The 25,010-nt window shown below is 63.6% G+C and carries 22 protein-coding genes and 1 pseudogene; 4 read left to right on the forward strand and 19 right to left on the reverse strand.

The window, feature by feature from the left end; all coding sequences use genetic code 11:
• Positions 1-294 precede the first annotated feature (294 nt).
• The 6 genes from ACSFC7_RS14480 to ACSFC7_RS14505 form a co-directional block, all read right to left on the reverse strand.
• Positions 295-1,128, reverse strand: coding sequence for a carbon-nitrogen family hydrolase (locus ACSFC7_RS14480; RefSeq protein ID WP_436343535.1), 834 nt, complete (start codon positions 1,126-1,128; stop codon positions 295-297).
• Positions 1,128-1,574, reverse strand: a complete 447-nt coding sequence (locus ACSFC7_RS14485; RefSeq protein WP_436343536.1) for an SRPBCC family protein — start codon at positions 1,572-1,574, stop codon at positions 1,128-1,130. Before ACSFC7_RS14485 ends, ACSFC7_RS14480 begins: the two co-directional genes overlap by 1 nt.
• Positions 1,575-1,665: 91 nt before the next feature.
• Positions 1,666-1,890, reverse strand: a complete 225-nt coding sequence (locus ACSFC7_RS14490; protein ID WP_436343537.1) for a DUF7123 family protein — start codon at positions 1,888-1,890, stop codon at positions 1,666-1,668.
• Positions 1,891-1,990: 100 nt separating this feature from the next.
• A complete protein-coding gene (locus ACSFC7_RS14495) occupies positions 1,991-2,179 on the reverse strand; it encodes a DUF7525 family protein (RefSeq protein WP_090306643.1) in 189 nt (62 codons plus the stop codon).
• 146 nt (positions 2,180-2,325) lie between these two features.
• On the reverse strand, positions 2,326-2,670 hold the full coding sequence (locus tag ACSFC7_RS14500) for a hypothetical protein (RefSeq protein WP_436343538.1): 345 nt from the start codon (positions 2,668-2,670) through the stop codon (positions 2,326-2,328).
• A 9-nt stretch (positions 2,671-2,679) separates the two neighbouring features.
• Positions 2,680-4,224 carry an acyl-CoA carboxylase subunit beta gene (locus ACSFC7_RS14505; RefSeq protein WP_436347965.1) on the reverse strand — a complete coding sequence of 515 codons (1,545 nt, stop codon included), beginning with the start codon at positions 4,222-4,224 and terminating at the stop codon, positions 2,680-2,682.
• 306 nt (positions 4,225-4,530) lie between these two features.
• On the opposite strand from ACSFC7_RS14505, the gene ACSFC7_RS14510 reads away from it, so the two are divergent.
• Positions 4,531-5,811: an ABC transporter substrate-binding protein gene (locus ACSFC7_RS14510; protein ID WP_436343539.1), complete on the forward strand. Its 1,281-nt coding sequence runs from the start codon at positions 4,531-4,533 to the stop codon at positions 5,809-5,811.
• 477 nt (positions 5,812-6,288) lie between these two features.
• Here the strand turns inward: ACSFC7_RS14510 and ACSFC7_RS14515 are convergent, their stop codons facing one another.
• The 4 genes from ACSFC7_RS14515 to ACSFC7_RS14530 are packed head-to-tail and all read right to left on the reverse strand — an operon-like array spanning position 6,289 to position 10,248.
• On the reverse strand, positions 6,289-6,993 hold the full coding sequence (locus tag ACSFC7_RS14515; RefSeq protein ID WP_436343540.1) for an ABC transporter ATP-binding protein: 705 nt from the start codon (positions 6,991-6,993) through the stop codon (positions 6,289-6,291).
• A complete protein-coding gene (locus ACSFC7_RS14520; protein WP_436347966.1) occupies positions 6,993-7,814 on the reverse strand; it encodes an ABC transporter ATP-binding protein in 822 nt (273 codons plus the stop codon). Before ACSFC7_RS14520 ends, ACSFC7_RS14515 begins: the two co-directional genes overlap by 1 nt.
• A gap of 11 nt (positions 7,815-7,825) precedes the next feature.
• Positions 7,826-9,136 carry a branched-chain amino acid ABC transporter permease gene (locus ACSFC7_RS14525; RefSeq protein WP_436343541.1) on the reverse strand — a complete coding sequence of 437 codons (1,311 nt, stop codon included), beginning with the start codon at positions 9,134-9,136 and terminating at the stop codon, positions 7,826-7,828.
• Positions 9,133-10,248, reverse strand: coding sequence for a branched-chain amino acid ABC transporter permease (locus tag ACSFC7_RS14530; protein ID WP_436343542.1), 1,116 nt, complete (start codon positions 10,246-10,248; stop codon positions 9,133-9,135). The genes ACSFC7_RS14525 and ACSFC7_RS14530 overlap by 4 nt, the downstream gene beginning before the upstream one ends.
• Before the next feature lie 473 nt (positions 10,249-10,721).
• Between ACSFC7_RS14530 and ACSFC7_RS14535 the strand changes: the two genes are divergently transcribed.
• Complete coding sequence (locus ACSFC7_RS14535; protein ID WP_436343543.1) at positions 10,722-12,119, forward strand: sodium-dependent transporter; 1,398 nt, start codon at positions 10,722-10,724, stop codon at positions 12,117-12,119.
• A gap of 30 nt (positions 12,120-12,149) precedes the next feature.
• On the opposite strand, the gene ACSFC7_RS14540 is transcribed toward ACSFC7_RS14535, so the two are convergent.
• The gene (locus ACSFC7_RS14540; protein WP_436343544.1) at positions 12,150-12,869 is read right to left on the reverse strand and encodes an SDR family NAD(P)-dependent oxidoreductase; all 720 of its coding nucleotides are present in this window, start codon (positions 12,867-12,869) and stop codon (positions 12,150-12,152) included.
• Between the two features lie 106 nt (positions 12,870-12,975).
• Positions 12,976-13,425, reverse strand: a complete 450-nt coding sequence (locus ACSFC7_RS14545; protein ID WP_436343545.1) for a response regulator — start codon at positions 13,423-13,425, stop codon at positions 12,976-12,978.
• Between the two features lie 251 nt (positions 13,426-13,676).
• On the opposite strand from ACSFC7_RS14545, the gene ACSFC7_RS14550 reads away from it, so the two are divergent.
• Positions 13,677-14,336, forward strand: coding sequence for a glycerophosphodiester phosphodiesterase (locus ACSFC7_RS14550; RefSeq protein ID WP_436343546.1), 660 nt, complete (start codon positions 13,677-13,679; stop codon positions 14,334-14,336).
• A gap of 2 nt (positions 14,337-14,338) precedes the next feature.
• On the opposite strand, the gene ACSFC7_RS14555 is transcribed toward ACSFC7_RS14550, so the two are convergent.
• The 7 genes and pseudogenes from ACSFC7_RS14555 to ACSFC7_RS14585 all read right to left on the reverse strand — a co-directional run bounded on the left by ACSFC7_RS14555 (position 14,339) and on the right by ACSFC7_RS14585 (position 23,888).
• Entirely contained in the window at positions 14,339-14,518 is a 180-nt protein-coding gene (locus ACSFC7_RS14555) for a hypothetical protein (protein ID WP_436343547.1), read from the reverse strand.
• 104 nt (positions 14,519-14,622) lie between these two features.
• A pseudogene (locus ACSFC7_RS14560) lies at positions 14,623-14,939 on the reverse strand (YjbQ family protein); the annotation flags it as partial.
• Between the two features lie 44 nt (positions 14,940-14,983).
• Positions 14,984-16,003, reverse strand: coding sequence for a HEAT repeat domain-containing protein (locus ACSFC7_RS14565; RefSeq protein WP_436343548.1), 1,020 nt, complete (start codon positions 16,001-16,003; stop codon positions 14,984-14,986).
• 76 nt (positions 16,004-16,079) lie between these two features.
• Positions 16,080-18,107 carry a SpoVR family protein gene (locus tag ACSFC7_RS14570; RefSeq protein ID WP_436343549.1) on the reverse strand — a complete coding sequence of 676 codons (2,028 nt, stop codon included), beginning with the start codon at positions 18,105-18,107 and terminating at the stop codon, positions 16,080-16,082.
• A 105-nt stretch (positions 18,108-18,212) separates the two neighbouring features.
• Positions 18,213-19,538, reverse strand: coding sequence for a YeaH/YhbH family protein (locus tag ACSFC7_RS14575; protein WP_436343550.1), 1,326 nt, complete (start codon positions 19,536-19,538; stop codon positions 18,213-18,215).
• On the reverse strand, positions 19,529-21,817 hold the full coding sequence (locus ACSFC7_RS14580) for a PrkA family serine protein kinase (protein ID WP_436343551.1): 2,289 nt from the start codon (positions 21,815-21,817) through the stop codon (positions 19,529-19,531). Before ACSFC7_RS14580 ends, ACSFC7_RS14575 begins: the two co-directional genes overlap by 10 nt.
• A 1-nt stretch (position 21,818) precedes the next feature.
• Positions 21,819-23,888, reverse strand: a complete 2,070-nt coding sequence (locus ACSFC7_RS14585; RefSeq protein WP_436343552.1) for a PrkA family serine protein kinase — start codon at positions 23,886-23,888, stop codon at positions 21,819-21,821.
• Positions 23,889-24,475: 587 nt separating this feature from the next.
• On the opposite strand from ACSFC7_RS14585, the gene ACSFC7_RS14590 reads away from it, so the two are divergent.
• The gene (locus ACSFC7_RS14590; protein ID WP_436343553.1) at positions 24,476-24,928 is read left to right on the forward strand and encodes a DUF5820 family protein; all 453 of its coding nucleotides are present in this window, start codon (positions 24,476-24,478) and stop codon (positions 24,926-24,928) included.
• The last annotated feature ends 82 nt before the right edge of the window (positions 24,929-25,010 follow it).

Raw genomic sequence — 25,010 nt, forward strand, 5'->3', positions numbered from 1 at the left:
CGGATTCGAGTTAGTTCATCCGAAAGGATGTGGACGAGGGGTGGACGAGACGTGGGGCGGAGTGAGTCGCTCGTTCCCGGGAGACGAGCGAGCGACGGGCCGGAGCGACGCGCAATGCCGGTCGTGACGTGAAAAGCGCCTGTCAACCGGCACTCGAACAATTACCGCCACGGGATAAAAAGTCAGCGGTCCCGGGACCGTCTCGTCACCTGACGACACTCCCCACGGTTCGGGCGAGCGGGGAACACGAATTACGCGATAGCGCGTGCAGCGGTCGGATGCAACGCCTCGAGACTACAGCCGTCGGTCCCGGAGCGCCGGAAACTCCTCGCGAACGCGCTCGAGCGACCCGAGATCGACGTCGGCCACGACCAGCGCCGGATCGTCGCCGCTCGAGGCCAGCGTCGTTCCCCAGGGATCGTAGAGCGTCGAGCGGCCGAGCAGGGTCGCGTCGGCGTCGTCGAACTCGCCGGAGCCGTTGATCGTCGCGACGAAACACTGGTTTTCGATCGCGCGGGCACGCGAGAGGGTCTCCCAGTGTTCGATCCGCGGATAGGGCCACGCGCTCGGGACGAGCACCAGTTCCGCGCCGGCGTCGATCAGCCGTCGGTAGAGTTCCGGAAACCGCAGGTCGTAACAGGTCGTCGCCCCGACGGTGACGCCGCCGACAGCCGCCGTCCCGATGCGCTCGCCGGGGACGAGCAGTTCCGACTCGGCCGACTGGTAGCCGAAGAGGTGGTGTTTCCGGTAGACGAGCTGTAACTCGCCGCTCGAGTCGAACAGCGCGGCCGTGTTCGCGAGCCCCTCCTCGGCGGGCGTCTCGACGGTCTTGGTGGCCGCAAGATCCTCGACGATACTTCCCGCGAGGACGGCGATGTCGTGCTCGGCCGCCGCCTCCTGAAGCCGCGTGACCGTCTCCCCCTCGAAGGGTTCGGCGAGGCGCTCGTAGCTGTCGAACGCGAAGTAGCCCACGTTGAACAGTTCGGGCAGCGCGACCAGATCCGCGCCCCGGGAGGCGGCGCTCGAGACCGCCTCGAGCGCTCGCTCGACGTTCGCGTCGACCTCGGTGGGTTCGACCTCGATCTGGGCGAGTGCGAGTCGCAACTCGTCGCCGGTCGAGGTTTTCATTACGATCCCTCCGACTGGGTCCGCTGCAGGTCGCGCTCGAGCGCGCGGCGGAGGTTCTCGAGTTCCTCGTCCAGGTTGCGCTTGAAGAACTTCTCGACGCCGGGGAGTTTCCCGTCGACGGTGAAGTTGTTCTCGAGGCGGGTCCCGTCCGCCGTCTCGACGATCTCGTGTCTCCCGGTGACCTGCATCACCTTCGATTTGCCGACGAACTCGACGTACTCCGGCGGCTCGCGGGTGATGTCTTCGGTCTCGACGGCGACGGTCTTTCGGACGAGCGGGATCGGTAACTCGACGTGCCAGGTCACTCGCCGCCCCTCGGGGTCGTCGACGGTGTACTCCTGGACGACGCTGATCGCCCGGGCTCGGTTCTCCGGGTCGGCGATAAACTCCCAGACGCGTTCGGGTGATGCCGACAGCTCGAACGAACGGTCGACCCGTACAGTCATGCCTCTACCTGCGTGAGTCACTACTAAAAAGACCGTGGACCGAAGCGGGGATCGACGTCCGGACACGGCGCGAACGCGGGTGTACGCGGACTCAACTGATGGTGACTTTCCAGGTCGTCGAACGGGCACGGCCCCACTTCTCGATGTCGACCTCGTCGGTCTTCTCCGCGAGGTGGGGGAGACGGACACCTACCTGTTTCGATGACAATCCGATCGCGTCCGCGATGTTCTTCGCCCGGAAGTACTGTTCACCTCGGGCGGCACTCTCTCGGAGGTGTGAGAGAATTCGCTGCTCTTCGTTGGAGTAGTCGGTCATCGTCCGTAGCTGTCTCTAGGGCGTCGTCGCTCTTAACTTTTATAGGCCGTTTCGGGTTCGATCGCGCTGACTGTCGCCGACGATTCGGCGCCTGCGACCGTCAGTCCCAGTAGAGGTGGATGCCGACGACCGCCAGCGAGCTAAAGAGCATCGCCGCCGCGAATCCCCAGGCGGCCGTCATGTCCGGTGCACCGACAAACATCAACAGCGCACCGATCGACGCGACCGCGCCGAGCGCGAGCGCCAGTCCAACACCCATATCCGTCGTAGACTCGGTTTCCGTGGCCATGCTCGGGGGTTGTGTGTGGGGTCTCTTAATTGCATTCATTGATCCGCAAGCGAGGACCCACGCACGGCCGGACTCGAGGGTCACCGGACGACCCTGCGTTCGACGAAATAACGTGACTCGAGGGCAAGACGGCAGCCGAATCCGCGTCAGAACCGATCAGTTCGCCCGGCAGCGGACCAGCCGTTCGTCGGCGCATCGCGTGGGACGCGCACGGTTCGTGACTGCTGGGCTCGAATCCGGCCGGCGAACGACCAGCGCTTGTCGTCCCACGTCTCCTCGCCGCCCGCGGCCGCCGCCGCGGCGACCGCCAGCGCGTGATCGTGAAGGTGCGCCCCGACGGCCGCCGCGATCGCCGCGGCTTCCTCGTCGTTCGCATCGTCGGGGAGTTCGAGGGTGACGTCGGACGGAATCACGCTCGCGGTCGTCTCGGTTCCCTCGTCCACCGCGGGCTGACTCGCATCGGCCGGGTTCGTCTGTTTCTGTGATGCCATGAGGACTCGTTACAGTGGGATGTTGCCGTGTTTCTTGTCCGGGTTCGACTCGCGTTTCGTCTCGAGCATCTCGAGGTCGTCGATCAGCCGCGGCCGAGTTTCGGTTGGGACGATCACGTCGTCGAGGAAGCCTTTGTCCGTTGCAGTGTACGGGTTGGCGAACTCCTCGCGGTACTCCTCGATGAGTTCGTCGCGGAGTTCGTCGGGGTTGTCGGACTCGGCGAGCTCCTTGCGGTAGAGGATGTTGACCGCGCCCTGTGGACCCATAACCGCGATCTCGGCGGTCGGCCAGGCGTAGTTGACGTCGGCGCCGAGGTTCTTGGAGGCCATGACGCAGTAGGCGCCGCCGTAGGCTTTCCGGGTGATGACGGTGAGCAGCGGGACGGTCGCCTCCGAGTACGCGTAGAGGAGTTTCGCACCGTGGCGGATGATCCCGCGGTGTTCCTGATCGGTGCCGGGCATGTAGCCGGGGACGTCGACGAATGTGACGATGGGGATGTTGAAGGAGTCACAGAAGCGGATGAATCGCGAGCCCTTCATCGAGGAGTCGACGGTGAGCGTGCCGGCGTTGACGCGGGGCTGGTTGGCGACGAGCCCGACCGAGCGGCCGTCCAGACGGCCGAAGCCGACGACGATTTCCTTGGCGAAGTTGTCCGCGACCTCGAAGAAGGAGCCCTCGTCGACGACGCTGTCGATGACGTCGGTCATGTCGTAGGGCTTCTGGGGGCTCGGCGGGACGATCGACTTGAGTTCCTCGTCGCGTCGGTCGGGGTCGTCCCACGGCTCGACGCGCGGCGGATCCTCGACGTTGTTCTGCGGGAGATAGGAGAGTAGTCGCTTGATATCGTCCAGGGCCTGTTCCTCGCTCTCGCAGGCGAACTGGGCGACGCCGGTCTTCCCGGCGTGGGTCATGGCGCCGCCGAGTTCCTCATGTGTGACTTCCTCCCCGGTGACGGTCTTGGTGACGCCGGGGCCGGTGATGTACATGTGGCTCGTGTCTTTCACCATGAAGATGAAATCGGTGATCGACGGCGAGTAGACCGCACCGCCCGCACAGGGGCCCATGATCGAGGAAATCTGCGGCACGACGCCGCTGGCTTCCTGATTCCGGCGGAAGATTTCGGTAAAGCCGGCGAGACTCTTGACGCCCTCCTGAATGCGTGCGCCGGCGGAGTCGTTGAGACCGACGATGGGGGCCCCGACCTCCATCGCCATGTCCATGACCTTGCAGATCTTCTCGGCGAAGACCTCGCCGAGCGAGCCGCCGAAAACGGTGAAGTCGTGGGCGAAGACGAAGACTGTGCGCCCGTTGACCTCACCGTATCCCGTGACGACGCCGTCGCCGGGGACCTTCTTCTCCTCCATCCCGAACTGGCTCGTCTGGTGGGTCCGTAGCTGGTCGAACTCCGTGAACGTTCCCTCGTCGAGGAAGTAGTCGATCCGCTCGCGGGCGGTCATCTTCCCCTTGTCGTGTTGTTTCTCGATCCGCTCCTCGCCACCACCGAGACGAGCCTCTTCGCGAAGCTCCTCGAGTTCGTCGATCCGATCCTCCATGGTCATTGATGAACCCTCCCGTTCATTGCCCGAGGCAACGACCACGTTCCTCAAAAGCGTTCGGTAACTCGTAGTATTATCCCAACCCTGGGTGTGCGTAACTATATCACGATCGGCGCGGAACGGCGCTGCGCGGAATCGACGCTTCGAGTTGTTCTGCGACTGTCGCAGTTGAATTCGTCAGAAACTGTCCGTATTCAAGCATACGCGGAGTAGTAGCGGCTGATTCTGGTGGTTGTGCCTTCCTCAGAAACCGTGAACACCGTTCACAAAAGACATATATAGGGGTTGTTGCCACTATTACCCATGGTGCAGCGACTCAATCGACGACGGGTGCTCGGTAGTATCGGTGCCGTTGGTACGGTCGGCCTCGCCGGCTGTATCGGGGACGAGGACGAGGTCGGCGGTGAGGGACCGGACGTCCTGAACATCATCGGCTATCCGGAGAGCGGAATTCAGATCTTCCGAGACTTCTACTCCGACCACGACAACGGAACCGAGATCATCGTTCCGGACGGGATGCAAGACGGCGACCTCCCGAACGAAGTCGGGAACGACATGGAGAACGTCACCGGGACGGGACCGTCCTCGGACGGACCGAACCAAGACGCGTACAGCGACCTCTACGAGGACGAGTACGACGCGTCCCCCGGGGTCTTCACCGCACACACGTTCGACGCCGTCGCCGTGTGTATCCTGGCAAACATCGCGGCCGGTGAGAACGACGGCGAAGCGATCCGCAACCAGATGCGAAGGATCGCGAATCCCGAGGGCGACGAGTACGGCCCTGGCGAACTCGAGGAGGCGGCCGCGGCGGCTGCCGACGGCGACGACATCAACTACCAGGGTGCCTCGAGTACGGTCGACTTCGACGACGTCGGTGATCCGGCGGAGGCGGCCTACGACGTCTGGGAACTCGGCGGGGACGGCGTCGAGACGGTAGATACGGTCACGTTCGAGGGGTCCGAGGCCGGCGGCGAAATGGACGACGACGCCCCCGGCGGAACGGACCGCGACGAAGTGATGGTCTCGATGTTGCTCCCGGACACGGGTGACCTGGGACAACTCGGGACGCCGATGATTCAGGCCGGCGAACTCGCCGCCGACCAGTTCAGCGGCACCGATTTCGACATCGACCTGGCGATCGAGGACACCGAGACGGACGAGGACACCACCATCAGTAACGGTGGTGCGCTCATCGACCAAGGGTACCCGTCGATCGTCGGCGCGGGGTCGTCCGGGAACACCGTCTCGTTCGTCGGAAACAGTAGCAGTGCGAACGTCGTCCAGTGTTCGCCGTCCAGTACGGCGCTCAGCCTCTCGAACATCGAGGACGACGGCTACTTCTTCCGGACCGCCCCCAGCGACCTGCTACAGGGACAGGTCATGGCGGAAGTCGCAGCGAACCGTCTCGATGCGGAGACGGTCGCGACGCTGTACGTCAACAACGACTACGGCCAGCAGCTGTCCGAACAGTTCGTCAGCGCGTTCGAAGACGAACAGGGCGGCGAGGGACTCAACCAGGTCTCCTTCGAATCCGAGCAGGGCTCCTACAGCGGCGAACTCGAGTCCGCGCTGTCGAACTGAGCGGCGACCGAAGACCGATCCGATTTTTGTTTGACTGGTGTCTCGGTAGAAAGACGGATCACACGTGTCTCTCGCCCTCTCGAGCGGCCGTTCGGCGGCGGCGTGCGCTGGCTCGCGGTGAGCAGTGCGTGACCGAACACCGTGAGGCCTCGAAAAAGCGAACGGCGACCAGCGGGAGCCGTGAGCGCATAGCGAACCGCGAGGCAAATTCGCGAGAGGTCGTCGCGAGTAGTGCGGGAGAAGGTCCCGCAGACCATGCGAACGGGCGCTGCGAGGCGGTTGCACCGCCTCGAGTTCGCGGCGCGTCGCGCCGCGCACGGCCCGCGAGCAGCAATCGGCTGGGGAGGACGTGGCAATCACTGTTGCCAGCGCGAGTACCCTGTTCGAGTTCGTCGCACTAGTCGGAGCGCATCGATTTACTCCCGGCTCGAACCGCCACAAAGCCGCAAAAATGGCTCACTCCGACTCGAACGAGGACTAGCCGCCGAGGAACTGCTGGCGGACCTCCTCGTCGTTCAGCAGCGCGTCGCCGGAGTCGACGTAGCGGTTCTGTCCCTGGACGAGCACGTAGCCCCGGTCACAACGACGGAGCGCTTTCTTCGCGTTCTGTTCGACGACGAGCAGCGCCGTCCCGTTGTCGTTGATCGCGTCGACGTGGTCGAACATCTCGTCGACCAGATCCGGCGCGAGACCGGCGCTCGGCTCGTCGAGCAACAACAGATCCGGATCGAGCATCAGCGCACGCCCCATCGCGACCATCTGCTGTTGGCCGCCGCTCATCGAGCCGGCTTTCTGATCCTTGCGCTCCCGCAGAATGGGGAACTGGGCGTAGACGCTCTCGAGTGCCTCCTCGGGCACCTCGTCCAAGATGTACGCCCCCATCTCGAGATTCTCCTCGACCGTTAACGTGGGAAAGACGTTGTCGTTCTGGGGGACGTAGCCGACGCCCTTGTGAATGATCTCGTCGGGCGAGAGTCCGGTGATCTCTTCCTCGCGAAACTCGACCGAGCCGCCCATGTACGTCGTCAGTCCGAAGACCGACTTCATCGCCGTCGACTTCCCGGCTCCGTTGGGGCCGACGATGACCACGTACTCCTCTTCGGCGACGTCGAGGTCGACGTCGCTCAGGATCTGGAGGTCACCGTAGCCCGCGTCGAGTCCGCTGACGTCGAGCATCGACATCAGACCTCACCTCCGAGGTAGGCCTCGATAACCTGTTCGTTCGACGTGATCGTCTCGGGCACCCCTTCGGCCAGCACCGAACCCTGATGCATCACGATGACGCGTTCGCAGTTCTCCATGATAAGGTCCATGTCGTGTTCGACGATCAGGAACGTGTACCCCTCCTCGCGGAGTTCGTGGATGTGATCGAGGAGTTTGTGCTCGAGCGTCGGGTTGACGCCCGCGAACGGCTCGTCGAGCAACAGCATCTCCGGCTCGATCATCAGCGCCCGCGCCATCTCGAGCAGTTTTCGCTGTCCGCCCGAGAGGTTGCCCGCCTTCTCCTCGGCGATGTGTTCGATCTCGAAGAACTCGAGGACGTCCCACACCCGCTCGAGCAGTTCGCGTTCCTCCCGTTCGACCTCCTGACGTGCGAACGGCATCACCGACCGCCAGAGCTGCTCGCCCGACTGCCCCCTCGCCGGGAGCATGAGGTTCTCGAGGACCGTCATGTTGGCCATTTCGCGGGCGATCTGGAACGTTCGGACGAGTCCGTAGTCGGCACACTGGTGGGGCCTGATGCCGGTGATGTCCTGCCCCTGGAACTGAACTGATCCGCCGTCCGGACGGTGGATGCCGGTGATGCAGTGGAACGTCGTCGACTTCCCCGCGCCGTTCGGACCGATCAGGCCGGTCATTGCGCCGGATTCGACCTCGAAGCTCGCGCCGTCGACGGCCGTAATCCCGCCGAAGCGCTTGACGAGGCCGTCGACTTTCAATTCGACGTCGTTTCGCTGCGATTCCGGGTCGGCAACGTCGTTCGGTACCTCCGAGGATTCGATTTCGGTGTCGCTCACGACGAATCACCTCCGCGACCGGCGGTACTCTCGTCGCCCGGCCGTCTCGTCAGCGGTATCGCCGCCGCCGTCTCCTCACGATGGCCCAGTAACCCGTCGGGCCGACGATGCATGAGGAGGATGAGCGCGACGCCCATCAGGACGAACTGGAGCGTCGTGAACTCCTCGAAGGTGTACCGCACGAACGGAGCGGGGTCCCCCGAGAGGATCGGTGCGACGGAGCCGGCGAACGTGTTCGGCGCGTCGCCGAACGTGACGACCTGATCGACGAGTCGGCGGAAGTACTGCGGCCCCTCGAAGAGGATGGCGACGAACAGCCCGGACCCGAGCACGCTGCCGGTGTTCGAGCCCGCGCCGCCGATGATCAGTGCGATCCAAATGTAGAACGTCACGTGCGGTCGGAACGCGTGCGGCGTGACGCCCGTGCGGCGGAACCGCCAGAGGATGCCGGCCAGCCCCATCAGCGCACAGCCGAGCACGAACACCTTGATCTTGAAGTGGTTCGTGTTCTTCCCGAGCGACTGGGCCGCTTCCTCGTCCTCTCGAATCGCCTTCAGCACCCGGCCGAACGGCGACCGACTGGTGCGCTGGATGAGCCAGTAGATGCCCGCCAGCACGAGCACCAGCACTATCGAGTAGGCGAGCGCTCTCGCCTGTGTCGGCCCGAACCCGAAGAGACTGTTCGTCAGATCGACGAACGAACTGAACGCCTCGAGTTCGAAGATGGCGTTCATCGGATCGCCGTAGTTTCGGATGAGACCGCGACCGCCGCCGGTTCCGAGTTCGATACCCAGCAGGCTGAACTCCTGTAACGCCCCGGAGGTGATCCCGAGCCGAACGATCTCGGCGAACGCGATCGTCGTGATCGCGAAGTAGTCCGCTCGCAACCTGAGTGCCGGAATCGCGACGATCAGCCCGGCGAGACCGGCGGCGACGACGCCGCCGACGATGGCGACCGGCATCGGAAGCCCGAGGCCGGCGTACTGTGCGGCCCCTGCCGGATCGGTGGGCTTCGCCAGCATCATCGTGACGTAGAGTCCGACCGCCATGAAGCCGGCAATACCGATGTTGAAGAGACCGGTGTACCCCCAGTGGAGGTTCAACGCCAGCGTCACCATCCCGTAGACGGCGATCAGGTACGTCATCCGCCGCAGGGTGTTGACGATCCCGTCGACCGAGTAGCCCAGTGCGAGTCCGATCAGGGCGTACGTGATGTAGATCGCGCCGAAGACGGCGAGGATCTTGACCGCGTCGTGTTCCCAGAGCGATTCCAGTTGGGCGCGAGTGTCCGTCGTATTCGTACTCATGCTGTCGTCTTCCCTCCGAAGAGACCGGCCGGTTTGATCATCAAGACGAGGATCATGATCAGGAACGCCGTGATGGTCGTAAAGTCACCGCCGGGGAGCCACACCATCGACAGGTGCATGCTGATTCCGATGATCAGTCCGCCGAAGATGGCGCCGTAGATCGAGCCGATTCCGCCGAGGATCACCGCGGCGAAGATCAACAGGAGGAGCAGCCAGCCGAACTGCCAGTCGATCGTTCCCGTCCACAACACCATGAGGTAGCCGGCACTGCCCGCCAGCCCACCGCCGATCATCCAGGTCCAGCGGATGATCTGTTCCGTCGGAATCCCCGTCACGAGCGCCAGATCCCTGTTGTCCGACATCGCCCGCATCGCCTTCCCGAGTTTCGTCCGCTGGAGCATCAGGTGGACGCCGATCATGAGCGCCACGGCAGCGATGATCAGCGTCGCGTCGTGTGCGTCGACGGAGACCCAGCCGTCGACCAACAACAGATCGAACGACGGGAGTCCACCGGTGGTCGTTCCGCGCGTGCGGTTCGAGAAGACGAACACGATGAGGTAGCGCAACGCGAAGGCGACGCCGATACTCGTGATCAACAGCGGAATCCCACCCGAGCCACGCATCGGCTTGTAGGCGATTCGATCGATCAAATACACGAATAGTGCCGTACCGACACCGGCGACGAGCAACCCCGCCATGATCGCGAACGGTGTCGAGGTAATCGCGATCTCCAGATGTGAACCACCGACCCCGCGCTGTGGTGCGACGAGTGCCAGATGACCGAAACTAGCGGCCCCCCAGCCAGCGATGAGATAGGTGACCCCCCACCCGAAAAATGCCCCCGACGTTACGTAGTCCCCGTGTGCGAAGTTCGCGAAGTTGAGGATACTGTAGGTCATCGAGAGCCCGATCCCTGCGAGCCCGATGATAAGCCCGTAGAGCGTTCCTTCCACCACGTATCGTGCGACACGCGAGATACTGTACGTTCCGTTGAGGATTCCGATAATCAGATCTCCTACCAACAGAAACGCGCCGAGTCCAACGACGAGCAGCAGCAACTGCTCGGTGGTCATCCCCCGGCCACGATCGATTACTGTATCGACGGTAGACATTCACAAACCTCCGTACTGGTCGCTAGATTCTGCGTATGTGTGTTATATGTTGTGGTGAGTAACGGTTGTTGTCCACAGCCAGTACACAATTCGTCATTCCGGGTCCGAGCGCCAATCATCGATTTCCGTGCTGCCGGGACGAATTCGACGGCAGACGAGCGAAGCGGACGCTTTCATCCAGACACGTACCACGCCGGATCGGTGGGACTTCGAGAGCGACTGCCCTCGAGTGGCGCTTACAGGGTGGTTGCTGGGCTTGCTGGCCAGCGACACAGTTCCCATAGTTGACAATTAAATAATCATTTTTGCTGCGTTAGTCGTTGCCGATGACCGAGTTGTGAAGAAAGTGGCAGTCGGGGATGGGGTGTCGGAATCGCGGCGCTCACTCGAGTGGTGGAATCGAGGTGACAACTCCCATAGAGTAATGCTGATATCTAGTAAGGTATTTAGAATTGGGTTGGATTGGCTGCCGTATGGTACAACGCGAAACGTGGGCGACACGAACGGGCTTCATCCTCGCTGCCGTCGGCAGCGCGGTGGGGTTAGGTAACATCTGGCGGTTCCCGTTCGTTACGGGAGAGGGAGGTGGTGCGGCGTTTCTCGTCGTCTACCTGCTGTTCATCGCATTCATCGGCTTCCCGGCGATTCTGGTCGAGTTCGTCGTCGGGAGACGGACGGAACGAAATCCGGTCGGTGCGCTAGTGCAACTGGGTGGAAACGCCTGGAAGTACGTCGGGGGCGTCTTCATCGTCACCGGCTTCGTGATTCTGTCGTACTACAGCGTCGTCGCCGGCTGGTTCATCCGGTACTTCCTCGAGGGATTCCGCGGCAGTTACGCGGGCCGTCTCGCGGGTTACGAGAATATCGCAGCCGAAGCCGGAGAGCCGACGGCGGCTATCATGTTCGGTGAGCTATCGACCGGGTTGGACGCCTTCTTCTTCCATACGCTCTTCATGGCGGTGACGATCGGTATCGTCGCGCTCGGGATTCGACGCGGGATCGAACTCGCGACGAAGGCGATGGTGCCGGCGATCGTCCTCCTGCTCGTCGGAATGGCGATCTGGGCGTTTACCCTTCCCGACGCCGGGGCCGGCTACGAGTACTACTTGTCGCCGGACTTCGGCGTTATCGCAGCGAACTGGACGAACCTGCTGCCGGCGGCGGCCGGACAGGCGTTCTTCACGCTCTCGCTCGGGATGGGAGTGATGATCACCTACGCGTCCTATCTGGGTGAAGACCGGAATCTGACCAAAGACGCGACCACGATCATCGGCTTCGACACCGGGATCGCGTTCCTGACCGGTCTGGTCGTGTTCCCGATCTTCTTCTCGGCCGGAATCACCGAACCGGGTGAGGGCGGTCCCGGCGCGATTTTCGTGTCGATGACGCAGGCGTTCGCGGACCTCTCCGGCGGCCGCATCCTCGGCCTCCTGTTCTTCGGAACCGTCGCTATCGCCGCGCTCTCGAGTGCGATTTCGCTGCTCGAGGTCGTGACGGCGTACGTGATCGACGAGAAGGACATCGAGCGGTGGAAGGCGGCACTCGGCATGGGTGGCGTCATCTATCTGCTGGGCGTGCCGGTCACGTACGACCTGATCTTCCTCGACCTGCTCGACCTGTTCGCCGACGGCGTCCTGCTGGTGTTCGGTGCGCTCGTGTTGATGTTGCTCGTCGGCTGGGTCGCCCCGCGATTCGCCGTCGAAGAACTCACGAAGGGGATCGGCAACCTCGGTGGCTGGGGGCAGGCGTGGATCTGGGCGGTCCGCATCCCGATCATCGTCGTGCTCGTCGTCACCCTGTATCTGGGTCTCGTCGACTACGTCGACTTCCTCACCGGTCCCTTCGCCGACTGGATCGGCGAGAACGCCTAACGGCGCGCTACCGAACTGAATCGTATTTTTTTAGGCCTCGCCGTACACCGGCACGGCCGCGCCGCTGGTCACCGCAGTCGCGTCACTACAGAGGACGACCATCACGTCCGCGATGTCGGCGGGGTCGACCCACGAGTCGTGATCCGAATCCGGCATCATCTCGCGGTTCATCGGCGTGTCGATCACGCTCGGCATCACGCAGTTCGCGCGGACGGTACCGCGGTTCTCTTCGGCGAGCGTCTCCGTTAACAGCCGAATCCCGGCCTTCGTGATCCGATAGGGACCGTCGCCCTCGCCGCCCTCGAGCGACGACCGCGCGCTCACGCTCACGATCGAGCCCTCGCTCTCCTGCAGGTGAGGCAGTGCGTGTTTCGAGGCCAGAAACGCGGTCTTCAGGTTCACGTTCATCAGGAGATCGAACTCCGCGAGGTCGGTCTCCTCGATCGGATCGCCGCCGCGCCAGGTGCCGGCGACGTTCAACAGGTGGTCGACCCGGCCGTGATCGTCGACGATAGCCGAGACGAGTCGCTCGACGTCGGCCTCGTCGGTCAGATCCGCCTCGTAGAAGTGCGTTCGCTCGTCGGGTTCGAGTAAACTGTCCTCGTCGTCGGGAGCGACGACGTCGACGGCACAGACGGTCGCACCGGCCGCCCGAAAGCGGTCGACGGCCGCACTCCCGAGCGCACCGCTCGCGCCCGTGATCACCGCGACGGTTCCACCGAAGTCGACGTCGAACTCGGTCGAAGGCATACCGTCACTGCCACGGCCCGTTAGATCAATGTCGGGGTGGTGGTGTCGACACCAGGCGAGACTGGGAACGCGCGGAAACGCACCCGCGTCACGGACGCGACGAGCGTCACGGAGAAATCGGCGGCAGCGCCGCCTTCTGGAGCCAGAACTCCGAGACGGCTTCGACCATCGCCGCGTACTCGGCGGGGTCGGTCGGCTTCGTCAGGTAGGCGTTCGCGGAGAGTTCGTAGCTCTCGAGGATGTCTTCGACGGCCTCGGAGCTCGTCAGTACGAGGACGGGAATCCGCGTGAGCGTCGCGTCACCCTTGATCGTCTCGAGGAACTCGAGACCGTTCATTCGAGGGAGGTTCAGATCGAGGAGGACGAGATCGGGGACGGTATCCGGGTCGCTATCGCGTCGGTCCATGAGGAACTCGAGCGCCTCGTCACCGTCGGTAGCGACGTGAATCGTCGTCTCGGTCGAGAGCTGTTTGAACGCTTCCTGCGTGAGTCGAACGTCGCCCGGATTGTCCTCGACGAGGAGAATTTCGATCGGATCGTCGAATCGGTTGGTCATAACTCGGACATCACCTAGCGTTGGTACGACGTGCTCGTGTTTGGTACATCGGCGACTGTAATCGTGTCTCCGTAGACCCGATGCCCGTTTAACGGTACTTGCTAAAAGGTTTGGAACTCGGGTCGAGTTACCGCCGAAGACCGAGCGACTGCGGGTACCTGAAACGAACGCCAGTCGACCCGGGAGAGTGCGGTACGGACACCTAACAGCGAGCGAGCCACTAAAGCCGCTCGCGGCCGTTGTCCCACCGAATGCGTCTGATCGCCCATCGAGGATTCGCCGCCACGGCCCCCGAGAACACGATCGCCGCGATTCGAACGGCCGCCGAGTACGCGGACGCCGTCGAGTTCGACGTCCGACGCTGTGGGTCGGGCGAACTCGTGGTCATCCACGACGACACGATCGACCGCGTGACCGGGAGCGACGGCACGGTAGCCGACAGCACGCTCGAGGATCTCAAGACCCACACCGTCCTCGAGTCCGGGGAACGCGTCCCCACGCTCGAGGAGATGCTCGACGCGCTCCCGCCGCGAGTCGAAGTCAACCTCGAGATGAAGGACAGCGACATCGCCGCGGACGTGCTCGAGGCCATCGAAGACGTCGAGAACCGCGTCGTCACGACCTCCTTTCTGCTCCCCGAACTCGAGACGATCCGCGAGATCGATCGCAGCCAGCCGACGGGCCTGCTGGTGAGTCGCCGCCTCGAGACGCCGGTCACGACCGCCGTCGAACTCGACTGCGACGTCATCGGCGCGAACTACTGGCGCTGCCTGACCACGGGGCTCGTGTCGCGTGCGAAATCGGTCGACCTCGAGATTCACGCGTGGTCGCTCGAGCGGCGGGCGACGGCGAAGTTGCTCGAGTGGCGCGGCGTCGACTGCGTCTCGGCGGATCGACCGCTCCAGGTCTAGCGTCACGCCAGATCGAATTCGGAATAGTATCGCAACAGCGCACCGAATCCGACGAGGACGATGACGAGTCCAACGAGGAACAGGTGCAGTCTCAGCGCTCGAACGACGGCGTATATCTCCGGGAGAAAACCGATGAGAGCGATCGCGGTTCCGGCAGAGATGATCTTGTATTCGGTTTTCATAGCACAGTATTATGGTAATCTGCGAAAAGATTTTCGCGATCCCGACTCGCGCTTCGGTCCTTCGAGCGACCCCGAATTCGAGTAATCCCACTACTCCCCGACAGTCGACACATTACTGTCCGCGTGCGCGGGCCGTCGCACTCGACCAGCAGCACTGACTGCCACGGCCCCAGCGCCAGTCCGCCGTTTTCGACGGGTACCGTCAGTCCGGTCCGAGCAGCGCCGCTCGGAGGTGAGGGTCTGCATTTCCGTCCGGTTGATCGTGTGCGTGGCCCTCGTCGGGAACGGGAGCTCGGAGGAACGACTCGAGGTCGTCGGGGACGGCGCCGGCGATCCGATCGGTCACGTCGACGGTCGTCAGCCGCGAGTCGGTCTCAACGGAAAACGTCTCTCGTGTCGTGTGCGTCTCCTCGACGGCCAGCAGCCACTGCGTTGCGGTCGCCGAGTTCGAGCAGCGAAAGCGGATCAGGCGATCCGGTCCAGCGCCCAGTCAGCCCGCTCGCGGACGGTCGACGACGGGTCCTCGTCCGCCAGCGTCTCGAGTCGGTCCGCAGCCGCTTCGACGCGGCCGTGTCCGAGCGCGACGCACGCGTTCGCCCGCGCGCGATCAAAATCGTCCGTGAGCAACGCGAGCAACGGCTCTCGAGCGGGGCCAACGCTCCGGTCCGTCTCCGCAGTGACGCGGGCGATCACGACCGCGGCGTTGGCGCGCGTCTCCGGATCCGCGGACTCGAGTGCACCACCGAGGTCCGCACAGGCCGACTCGACTGCCGACGGAGCGTGGTGTGCGACGTCCGCCAGACAGCCGACGGCGTTGCGGCGAAGCGGTGGCTCGTCGTGGTCGACGAGTTCGATCGCCTGCTCGACGAACGCGAGCGTCTCCGGCGGCGTCTCCGATCGGGTCAGTCGACCCAGCGTCGGGAGGACGGAGACGCCGTTACTCTCCGGATCCGCCGCCAGTGCGTCGGTCAGTACCGGCAGCGCCGAATGTGTCGCAGACGGTGTCGTCCGTGACACCCGCTGGATCGCGCGGAGTCCCCAGTCGTCGTAGCCGGATCGACGGTCGACCACGTCCGCGATCGTGGCGGTGTGCTCGGCGACGGCCGTCGGCCGTTCCGCCGCGACGGTGGCCAGACAGCGAAGGAGCTCTCGAGTCGCCGGCGCATCGGCGTGTACCTCGGCGAAAGTCACGATCACGTCGACCGACGGCGCGACGTCCGCGGGCGATTCGGCCGCGAGTTCGGCCAGACAGTAGGCCACCTCGTCGTGAAACTCGAGGGTCGGTTGCTCGAGCAGGGCTCGAAGCTTCGGGACCGTCGGCACGCAGGCGCCGGGACGCTCGGGCAGCGTCTCACGGATCGTGTCGACGGCCGCCCGTTGATCGGTCGGTTCGTTCGTATCCAGCTGTGCGAGGACTGACGGTAGCTCGAACGAGTTACCGTCGACTCGGCGCTGTTCGACCGCCTCGCCCCCTTCCCCATCCATCACATCCCGTGCATGTGCGATCGACGGCAAAAGCCTTCCGAGTGTTTACTGCGGTCGAAAACGGCAGAAAGAACGGTCAGGCGAGCCACTCGTCGGGTTTCGTGTCGTAATCGACGTCGTCGGCCGAGAGGTGATCGACCTCCTCCCAGGGGACGTCTTCGATCGTCACGTCGTCGCCGTCGTACCGGATGAGTTTCCCTCGCTCTTCGGGTTCCGGCTCGCGATTGCGTCGTTTCGCGACCTCGATATCGTGTTCGTCGACCTCCTTGACGATCGTCAGCAGATTCACGGGACGACCCCACAGCTCGAAGATCCGCTTGAGGGTCTCGCGAGCCTGTCCGAGGTCGAGCATGACGCCGTTGTACTGGTGGCCCAACAGGAGTTCGTTCGCGTTGTTGTAGTTGCCGTCGTAGACCGCGATGGTCGGCTTTCCGAAGTTGGTGAACTGCAACAGCAGCTTCTTCTTTACGTCCTCGGCGGCGTCGCTGGCGACGTGGAACTGCCCCGTCGCCTGCGAGTGTTCGTACGTGAAGTAGTTGTTCTCCGTGATGAACTCCGTCGTGAGGAACTCGTCCAGGAAGGTGACGTCGTTGTGGCTCTCGCGGATGTCGAACATGCGGTCCCAGCCGGCCGAGAAGTCCACGTCCGCGAGCGCCTCATCGACGCTCTCGTAGCGAGCGTCGTCGAAGAGGTAGCGGCCGATCTGCTCGAGATCGTTCTGGGTCACCCGGGTCAGGAACCCGCGGTGCTGGCGCTTGACCAGCGAGTAGTGGCGACGCGCCAGCCCCTCGGTGGTCAGGACCTTCCAGGGATACTTCTCGACGTCGATCTCTCCGTCTCGGGCGGCCTCGAGCGCCTCCCGATCGATCCACTCCTCGGGTACTTCCTCGAGTCGATCGAGCGTCTCCGGCGTGATCGTCGCGACGGCTTCCGGCGGCTCGAGCGTCTCTAAGACCTCCTCGAAGTCGACGACGTCCATCAGGTTCCGCCAGGAGACGCCCTCGACGCGGAGGAGTCGCTCGAGGACCTCCCGGCGGTTCGTCCGGTTCTCGACGTACTCCCAGAGCTCCATGCCGAGGCTGTAGGGGTTGAGCCCGCCCGACGCGAGCACCTTCGCCATGTGGTCGGCGTAGTTCATGAACTCGTCGTCGCCGGCGAACCCCTCGTCGGTCATCATCGTCGACTCCCAGTAGGCGGCCCAGCCCTCGTTCATCACCTTCGTCATCTTCTGGGCGGCGAAGTAGTACGCCTCCGCGCGCATCATGTCGAGGATGTCCCGTTGCCACTCCTCCATCTCGGCCGCCCGACCCGCCTCGTCGTCGAACTGTTTGCCGTGTTCGCGGACGAACGAGAGGACGTCCTTCTGGGGTTCTTCGGGGAAGGTGACCGCCTCGTCGGCCTCCTCGAGTTTCTCGAGCCACTCCTCGTCGAACACTTCGCCCTTGATCTCCTCGGAGAGGCCGAGTTCGTCGAGTTTCTCCGCGATGTCGTCGTCGAGTTCCTCGCGCGGCCCGTCGATCTCCAGTCGTCGGCTGAACACCTGATGCTGGTCGATGTTGTCCTCCAGCGAGAGACAGTTGTCGATCCACTTCTCGACCTCGGCGCGGTCGATCTCGGGATCGGACATGTACTCGTCGATGGCGCGGGCGTGGCGCTCTAACATCGCGGCGGCGTTGACCTGATCGTCGTCGGCGCGTCCGCTGGTGAAGAGGCCGAACCACTCGTTCTTCGCGAAGAAGTCCGAGTGGGCCTCGACGTGCGTGATCACGGCCTTCTGGTCGGCGATGGTGTTCGACTCCTGGAGGAAGGCGTGGGCCGGATTGTCGTTGTTGACGATCTCGAAGGCCTTTCCGCCGCCGTACTGGCCCTGTTTCTGTTGCTTGTCGTACTGCATCCCCCACCGCCAGTGGGGGTACCGCGACTGGAACCCGCCGTAGGCGATGAGTTCGTTCATCTCGTCGTAGTCGATGATCCAGTACTTGACCGGATACGGCTCGAGGCCCAGCTTTTCGGCGAGGTTTCTGGCCTCGTCGACCGGTTCCTCTAGATCGGCGGCGATCGCCTGTTTGCGGAATCGATCCGCGTTGGAGTTTCGTTTACTCATGAAAACCACCGGTTTTCGTGATGTTCGATGCGCGCTCCGCGTGCATCGGTACTCGTGCGGCCCCGAAGGGGTCGTGCGAGACCGAAGCGGACGGAATTCGCTTCGTTACTCATCTTCTTCACTCTCCGTGGAGAGGATCTCGTAGATCGCGTCGGTCACGTCGTCCTTGCTGTTGACGTACGCCACCGCGACGTCTTCGGCGTCGGTGCCGAAGTGACGCTCGAGTTCCTCGGCGTGGGTGGCGTTGATCGCGTTGCCGCTGGGCTGAGTCTCGACGTAGGCGTGGAGGTTGGCGTCGATCCGCTCCATCATCGGGATGACGCGCTCGCCGGTGTCGTTGCTCGAGTTCTCCGAGTCCCCCGCCGCGAAGACGTACCGGTTCCAGTCGCTCCAGGGGTACTCCTCTAACAGTTCGTTCGCGAGTTCGTACGCGCTCGAGATCTTCGTCCCGCCGCCCGAACGGATGCCGAAGAAGTCGTCGCGTTCGACCTCCCAGGCGTCGGCGTCGTGGGCGATGTAGACGAATTCGGCGTTGTCGTACTTGCCTTGGAGGTACCAGTCCAGCGGGGTAAAGGTCCGCTCGACGAGTTCGCGTTTCTTCTCGCGCATCGAACCGGAGACGTCGCGGATGTTGACCACGACGACGTTCTTCTCTTTCTCCTCGATGATCTCGGGGTGGCGGTAGCGTTCGTCCTCGCGGCGGAAGGGGACGTGTTTGATCCCCTCGCGGCGGATCTTCTGCTGGACCGACTCCCGTTCGACGTTCTCCTCGACTTCCTCGATCGAGGACCAGGTGCCGTACTCGTCGTCGGGAACGTTGCTGTAGGCCTCTTCGACCCAGGCCATCGAGACGGGGAGGCTCTCGCCGCGGGCCCACTCGAAGACCTCGCGCGGTTCGATACCCTCGACCTTGCAGAGCTCCTTGAGGAACTCCTCGTCGAAGTCCATCGCGAGCTTGCGCTTGAGTCCCTCCTTGAACATCCGCTCGAAGTCGAGCGTGCTGTTGGGACCGGTCCGCGTCATATCGGTGAAGGGGCCTTCCTTCTCCTCGACGACCGTCTTCCCCTTCGGATCGAGGTCGAGACCCAGCTCCTCGTCGAGTTCCTCGGCGAACTCCTCGGGGTCCATCTCGTAGTACTCGTGTTCGCCGCCCTCCTCGCCGGGTTCGCCGTCTTCGCCGTCGTCGTCACCCGGCTGGGGCTGTGGCTGGCCGACCGGCTGGCCGGTGTCGGGCGTCCCGTCCTCGCCCTGCCCGACGCCGCCCTGGTCGCGCTGGTCGTACTCGAACTCCGGCAGCGAGACGATCTTCACCGGGATCTGGATCGAGCCCTGACCGCCGGCGAGATCGCCGTACTGGATGAAGTCGGCCAGATCCTCGCGGCGCTGTTCGCCCACTTCGCGGAATCGTTCGAGGTCGTCTCTCAGTCCCATCTGTAGCTCACCTGTCCCATGACGTGTCGGCTGGTTAGCTCGGCCGACGCCTCCGAGTAGTCGAAGAGATCGACCATGGTATCGATCGTTCGATCCTTCACCGTCGCCGTCTCCGTCTCGCTCGGCGGATCGTCCCACTGGCGCGGGTCGAAGTCCTCGAAGGTCCGCTGGACGTCGTCCCAGTCGTGGCTCTCGAGGACGGTCTTGATCACCGGAATCGCGGTCAGATCGACGTCCTCGACGGCGAAGTCGTCGTCGCGGTGTTCCCACGCGTGGCGGTTCAGCGACGTGATGACCTTCTCGCGGCGGAAGTTCCGGACGCTCTCGCGGGGGAGGTTCCCCTCGTACTCGGCCTCCGAGAACCGGCCGAGGTGTTCGATCTCGAAGAGCTTCATCTTCAGCGGATCCGGCTCGACCTCCTCGCCGCGGTCGTTGTGCAGCGGCTCGTCGGTCTCCCAGGCGTAGACCTGTTCGACGTACTCGCCGACGGTCTCCTCGTCGACCCGCTTGTCGTGCATGATCGCCTCGATGACGTCCGACTCCTGCTGGTCGAAGATGTAGTTCTTCACGGGGACGATCCGGTTCTCGAACTCCGAGCGCTCGCCCGTCGAAAAGACGGGGGCGTCCGACAGCCCCTCGGCCATCGTGTTCAACACGTCCCGCGGCATCACGATGTCCTCGACCGCCAGTTCGGAGTGGTGGCGGTCTCGATCGGTCTGGATGAGTTCCGCGAGCGTGTCTCGCGTGTAGGTGACCGGGATCCCGTGTTCGCCGTCGTGAGCCTCGCCGTCGAAGTCGAAGTCGTCCTTCTCGCGTCGCGTGTCGCCTTCCTGCAGGTAGCCCTGATCGTAGATCAGCGCCTTGTCGACGAGATCCAGTCCGTTAGGCAGGTTCTCCTCGTCGAGTCGCGTGACGACTGCGTACAGCGCGGCGGCCTCGATCGCGTGGGGCGCGAACTCCTCCGTTCGCGTCTCGCCGTCCTGGTCCTTGACCGACACGCGCACCGGCTCGCGGATCCGGTCCTCGAGTTCGTCGTAGCTCTCGGCCTCCCAGACGGCGGACTCGTTGGTCAGTTCGCGACGGATCAGCTCGCACTCGAGGCTGAGGTTCGTCAGGTAGCCGAACTGGTGTTTGTCGAGGCGGCGCTTGAGCGCCTTCAGCGGGTCCATCCCGTTCCGGTCGGAGTGCTGGTTGAGCTGGGCTTCGAGGTCCGGGTTCGAGATGATCAGCATCTGCGTGTCGACGTCCATCCCGATCCCCTTGTCCAGTTTGACGGACTGTTCGTCGGGGACGTTCAACAGCTTCTGGAGCAGGTCGGCGTGCTGGGCCGCGTCCTCGACGACCGTGAGGACGCCGTTGCCCTGCGAGAGCACGCCGTCGTAACTGAACGCCTGCGGATTCTTGCGCCCGCGCGAGTCCAGTTCCTGGAGCATCCCGTGCATCCAGGAGCCGACGAGTCGCTCCTTGGGCGGCCCGTCGTCCTCCGAGTGGAGGACGCCGACGCCCTGGCCGACGTCGACGACGTAGTTCTTCACGCGCAGGTGGTCGTCGTCGGTGATCGCCGAGAACAGGGACTTCTCGCCCTCCCGACGGTATCGCTCCTCGAGGAAGTCGTAGGCTTCCCGAGAGAACGGATCGAGTGCCGCGTCGACCCGGACGGGGACGTGGTCGTCGAGGTCGTCGTTCAGGTCGGCAAGCACTCGCTCGCGGACCTCCTCGGGGAAGACCGACAGCGGGTGTACCTGAACGGGGCTCTCGTACCAGTGCTGGTCGTCCGTCGCCGTAGGATCGCTGCTCCCGTAGCTCAGACCGCGTTCCTCGGCTGCGGCCGTCGTGACGTTCCACTCGACCGTGTACCGGCGTCCTTCCGGCGTCTTCGAGTACTCGCGCAGCCCGTTGACCAGACAGCGCTTGAGTTCAGATTTGCCGGTGGCGGTCGGCCCCTCGAACCAGATGATCTTCTCGTCTTTCGCGCGGCCCGCGGCGATCGATCGGAGGTCGTCGACGAACCTATTCAGCACCTCGGTGTTGCCGAGGATCGCGTGTTCGCCGTCGTTGTGCGGGTCGTCGAAGAAGCGGTAGCGCTCCTTCTCCTCGCCCTCCTCGACCACGGTCCGGGTGCCCGCCGCCTCGATCGCTTCGAGCAGGTACTTCGAGGCGTGGGAGGCGATCGTCGGGTTCTCGAAGATCCGATCGACGTAGGTCGCGAGGTCCATCGGCTCCTCGTAGGTCTTCTCGAGCGTGCGATCGGCCTCGGTGACGTAGTCCTCGCCGGTCATATTAATCCATCTCGGCCTTTGCAACCTCCGCACCGGCGAACTCGAGCACTTCCTTGGCGCCGCCTTCGGAGTAGCCCTGTTCCATCAGCGCGTCGATCCACGAGGAGCGCTCGTCGTCGTCGAACTCGTTGGCGCTCACCAGCGCGGAGAAGTTGATGTTGTGCTTCTTGTCCTCCCAGAGTTTGCGCTCTAAGGCGCGGCGCAGGCGCTCGTTGTCCTGCGGGTTGAACGCTTCACCCTCGCGAGCGCGTCGGGAAACCCAGTTCGAGACCTCCTGGCGGAAGTCCTCCTTACGGTCCTCGGGGATGTCGAGTTTCTCCTCGACGCTCCGGAGGAACGTCTCGTCGGGTTCCTGCTCGCGGCCGGTCAACTCGTCCTCGATGGTGTCGTCGTCGATGTAGGCCATCACGTGGTCCATGTACTTCTCGCCCTGGCGCTGGATCTCGTCGATGTCGTAGGCCAGCGCGTGACGGACGTCCTCGATGGCCCGTTCCTTGTACTCCTCTCGCACCGTCTCGAGGTAGCGGTAGTACTTCTCGAAGTTCTCCTCGGGGATGGAGCCGTGGTGCTCTAAGTTCTCCTCGAAGAAGTTGAACACCGTCAGCGGCGAGAGGAAGCCGCGGCTGCGGTGTTTGGAGTCCATGATCGCCTCGGCGATCTCGTCGCCGATGAACCGGGGCGAGACGCCGATCATGCCCTCGCCGATCTCGGCCTTCTGTTCGGCCTCTTCGCGAAGCTTCTTGATGTCGATGTCGTCGCCCTCGTCGATCTCGCCGTTGTAGGCTTTCGCCTTCGAGAGCAGATCGACGGTCTCGGTGTCGGGCTCTTCGACCCGCGTGAGGACGCCGAAGAGGCCCGCCATCTCGAGCGTGTGCGGCTCGACGTTGATGTCGGGGACGTCGGCGTTGGTCAGCATCTTCTCGTAGATGCTGGCCTCGTCCTCGTATGAGAGGACGTACGGGAAGTCGATCCGCTTGGTGCGGTCGTTGAACGCCTCCATCTTCTCGTCGCCCTTCTTGTCCTTGTACTCGGGCATGTTCGTCCGGCCGACGATCACCTGATCGATGTCGATCCGCGGGTTGTTCTTCGGCTTGATCGTCTGCTCCTGGGTGGCGTGGAGGAAGTCGTAGAGGAACTCGCGCTGGAGTTTGAGCAGCTCCTCGCCGGAGAAGATCCCGCGGTTCGCGTTACAGAACGCCCCCGAGTAGTCGAACGCGCGCGGGTCGCTCTCGCCGTAGATGGCGATCTTCGAGTAGTTGACGTCGCCCGTCAGTTCCGTCTCGTCCTGGTTCTTCTTGTCCTTGGGTTCGAACGTCTCGAGACCCTGGCGTTTGTTCTCGTCGGCCACGAACCGGATGATCTCGACGTGATTCTCGAGGACCTGCTGGAGGTCGTCGTCGTAGTAGGCCAGCAGCCGGTCCATGTAGAATTCGCTCTCGGGGTCTAAGGCCTGCTCGTTCTGGATCGTGTACGGCGCATCGAGGCGCTCGTTCAGGTCGTCGAGCACGCGCTCGCGCTGCTCGAGCGGGAGGAGCACGAGCGGATCCTGGTTCATCGGCGACCGGACGGTGTCGTCGGCGGGATCCTGATCCTTGATGACGTCACAGAGGTTCGTCCAGCGGAAGGTGTACATCCGCCCGTCCTCGCGGAGCGTGTAGTCCTCGAAGTACTTGCGGACCTGCTTGTCGAAGTGGGACTTCCCGGAGCCGACGGGACCGAGCAGGAGTTTGATACGCCGTTCGGGGCCGAGCCGACGGGCACCCGACTTCACCTTGTTCACGAACTCGTGGATCGACTGGTGGATCACCCGTCCGTAGAAGGTGTTCTCGCCGTCGTTCAGCGGATCCTCGCTCGCGAGGAGGTACTCGACGACCCCTTCGGTCTCGTCGTAGGCCGTTCCGTAGTAGTCGAACATGTCCGCGACGCGCTGGTGGGCGTTGCGGGTAATCTTCGGATCCTCGTAGCACTCCTGTAAGTACCAGTCGAAGGACTTGGTCTCCCGCAGGTCTGCGGGCATCGATTCCTTGTAATCCGTGCTGAGCGTCTCGAGTGTCTCGATGTCACCGGTCATGGTATCATTGCCAGTTGCGATCTCCCCCGTCTGCATCGTCCGTGATCACACGGAGTGGTCAGAGCGGACGTCGTTCGACCACCACTCTCGTCGCGGCCGAACCGTCGGTATCCGTCGAGCCGTGTCACCGTCGACCACACATCGTCACGGCGGCCGGCGAACTCCGCGAGTAACTCGCTCGCAAAGCGAACCGAACTGCAGTGGGCGGCGGTCTGTCGTGCCATGTGTGATCGATCACCACTCACGTTGCGCGACGACCCAGTCAGGGGCTCGGGCAACGGCGCGCCGGGGACGGGCGCAGAGTGGATCGGTCCGGCGAACGGATACCGATAGTATTTAATGAGTGAGTAATCCAGGTACTTAGCTTTAGCCCCAAAAGGTATTTATCGGAATATTATTCCGCACACCAACAGCGTGTATTATATATTGCCCCACGATACCACACCGCAATTTGGCCGATCTACGGGATAAGTTTCCGGCCTGCAGCGGCCGGCCTCGCTCGTGCGCGCTCGACGCGTGAGCACGGGCCACGGTTTGGTCCCCCGATCGACGACGAGGCTTTAGGACCGACCGACCTACCACCGCACATGACGAACTCGGAGACCGACGCGGATCCCGAACCATCGCTTTCGTCGCTCCCCGACGCGTGGACCGTCTGGAATCAGGGCGACGACGGCCGCCTCGTGCTCGCGTATCGACCGGACGTCTTCAACGCCGACGACTTTCCGCCGCCCTGTCTTCCCACGCTGTACCTGACCCACGGCAAACGCACCCGCCGCCCCGGCACCAACCCGACTAGCCGTCCGGGCGACGACTGGTACGTCACCCTCTACCTCGAGCCGGACGTCTCCGGCGAGAACGAACGATTCGAGACGCGCGAGATCGCACTCGAGCGCGCGCTCGAACTCGCCGGAGAGTTCGACGCGGGCGAGATCGACTACCGAGGGCTCTACCAGGTGCCCCGCGAGAGGTACTTCGATCGACTGGACGAACTGACCGGCGCGACCGGGGACGACGATTCCACGCCGGAAACGGCGTAGTACGGACACTGCGAGGGAGAATAACCACCGATGGGATGAGCGGGAGGCTGGCGAACGGATCGTTAGCGAATCGACACGTGAG

Source organism: Natronorubrum halobium, from assembly GCF_051351675.1.
In the GTDB taxonomy this organism is placed as follows: domain Archaea; phylum Halobacteriota; class Halobacteria; order Halobacteriales; family Natrialbaceae; genus Natronorubrum.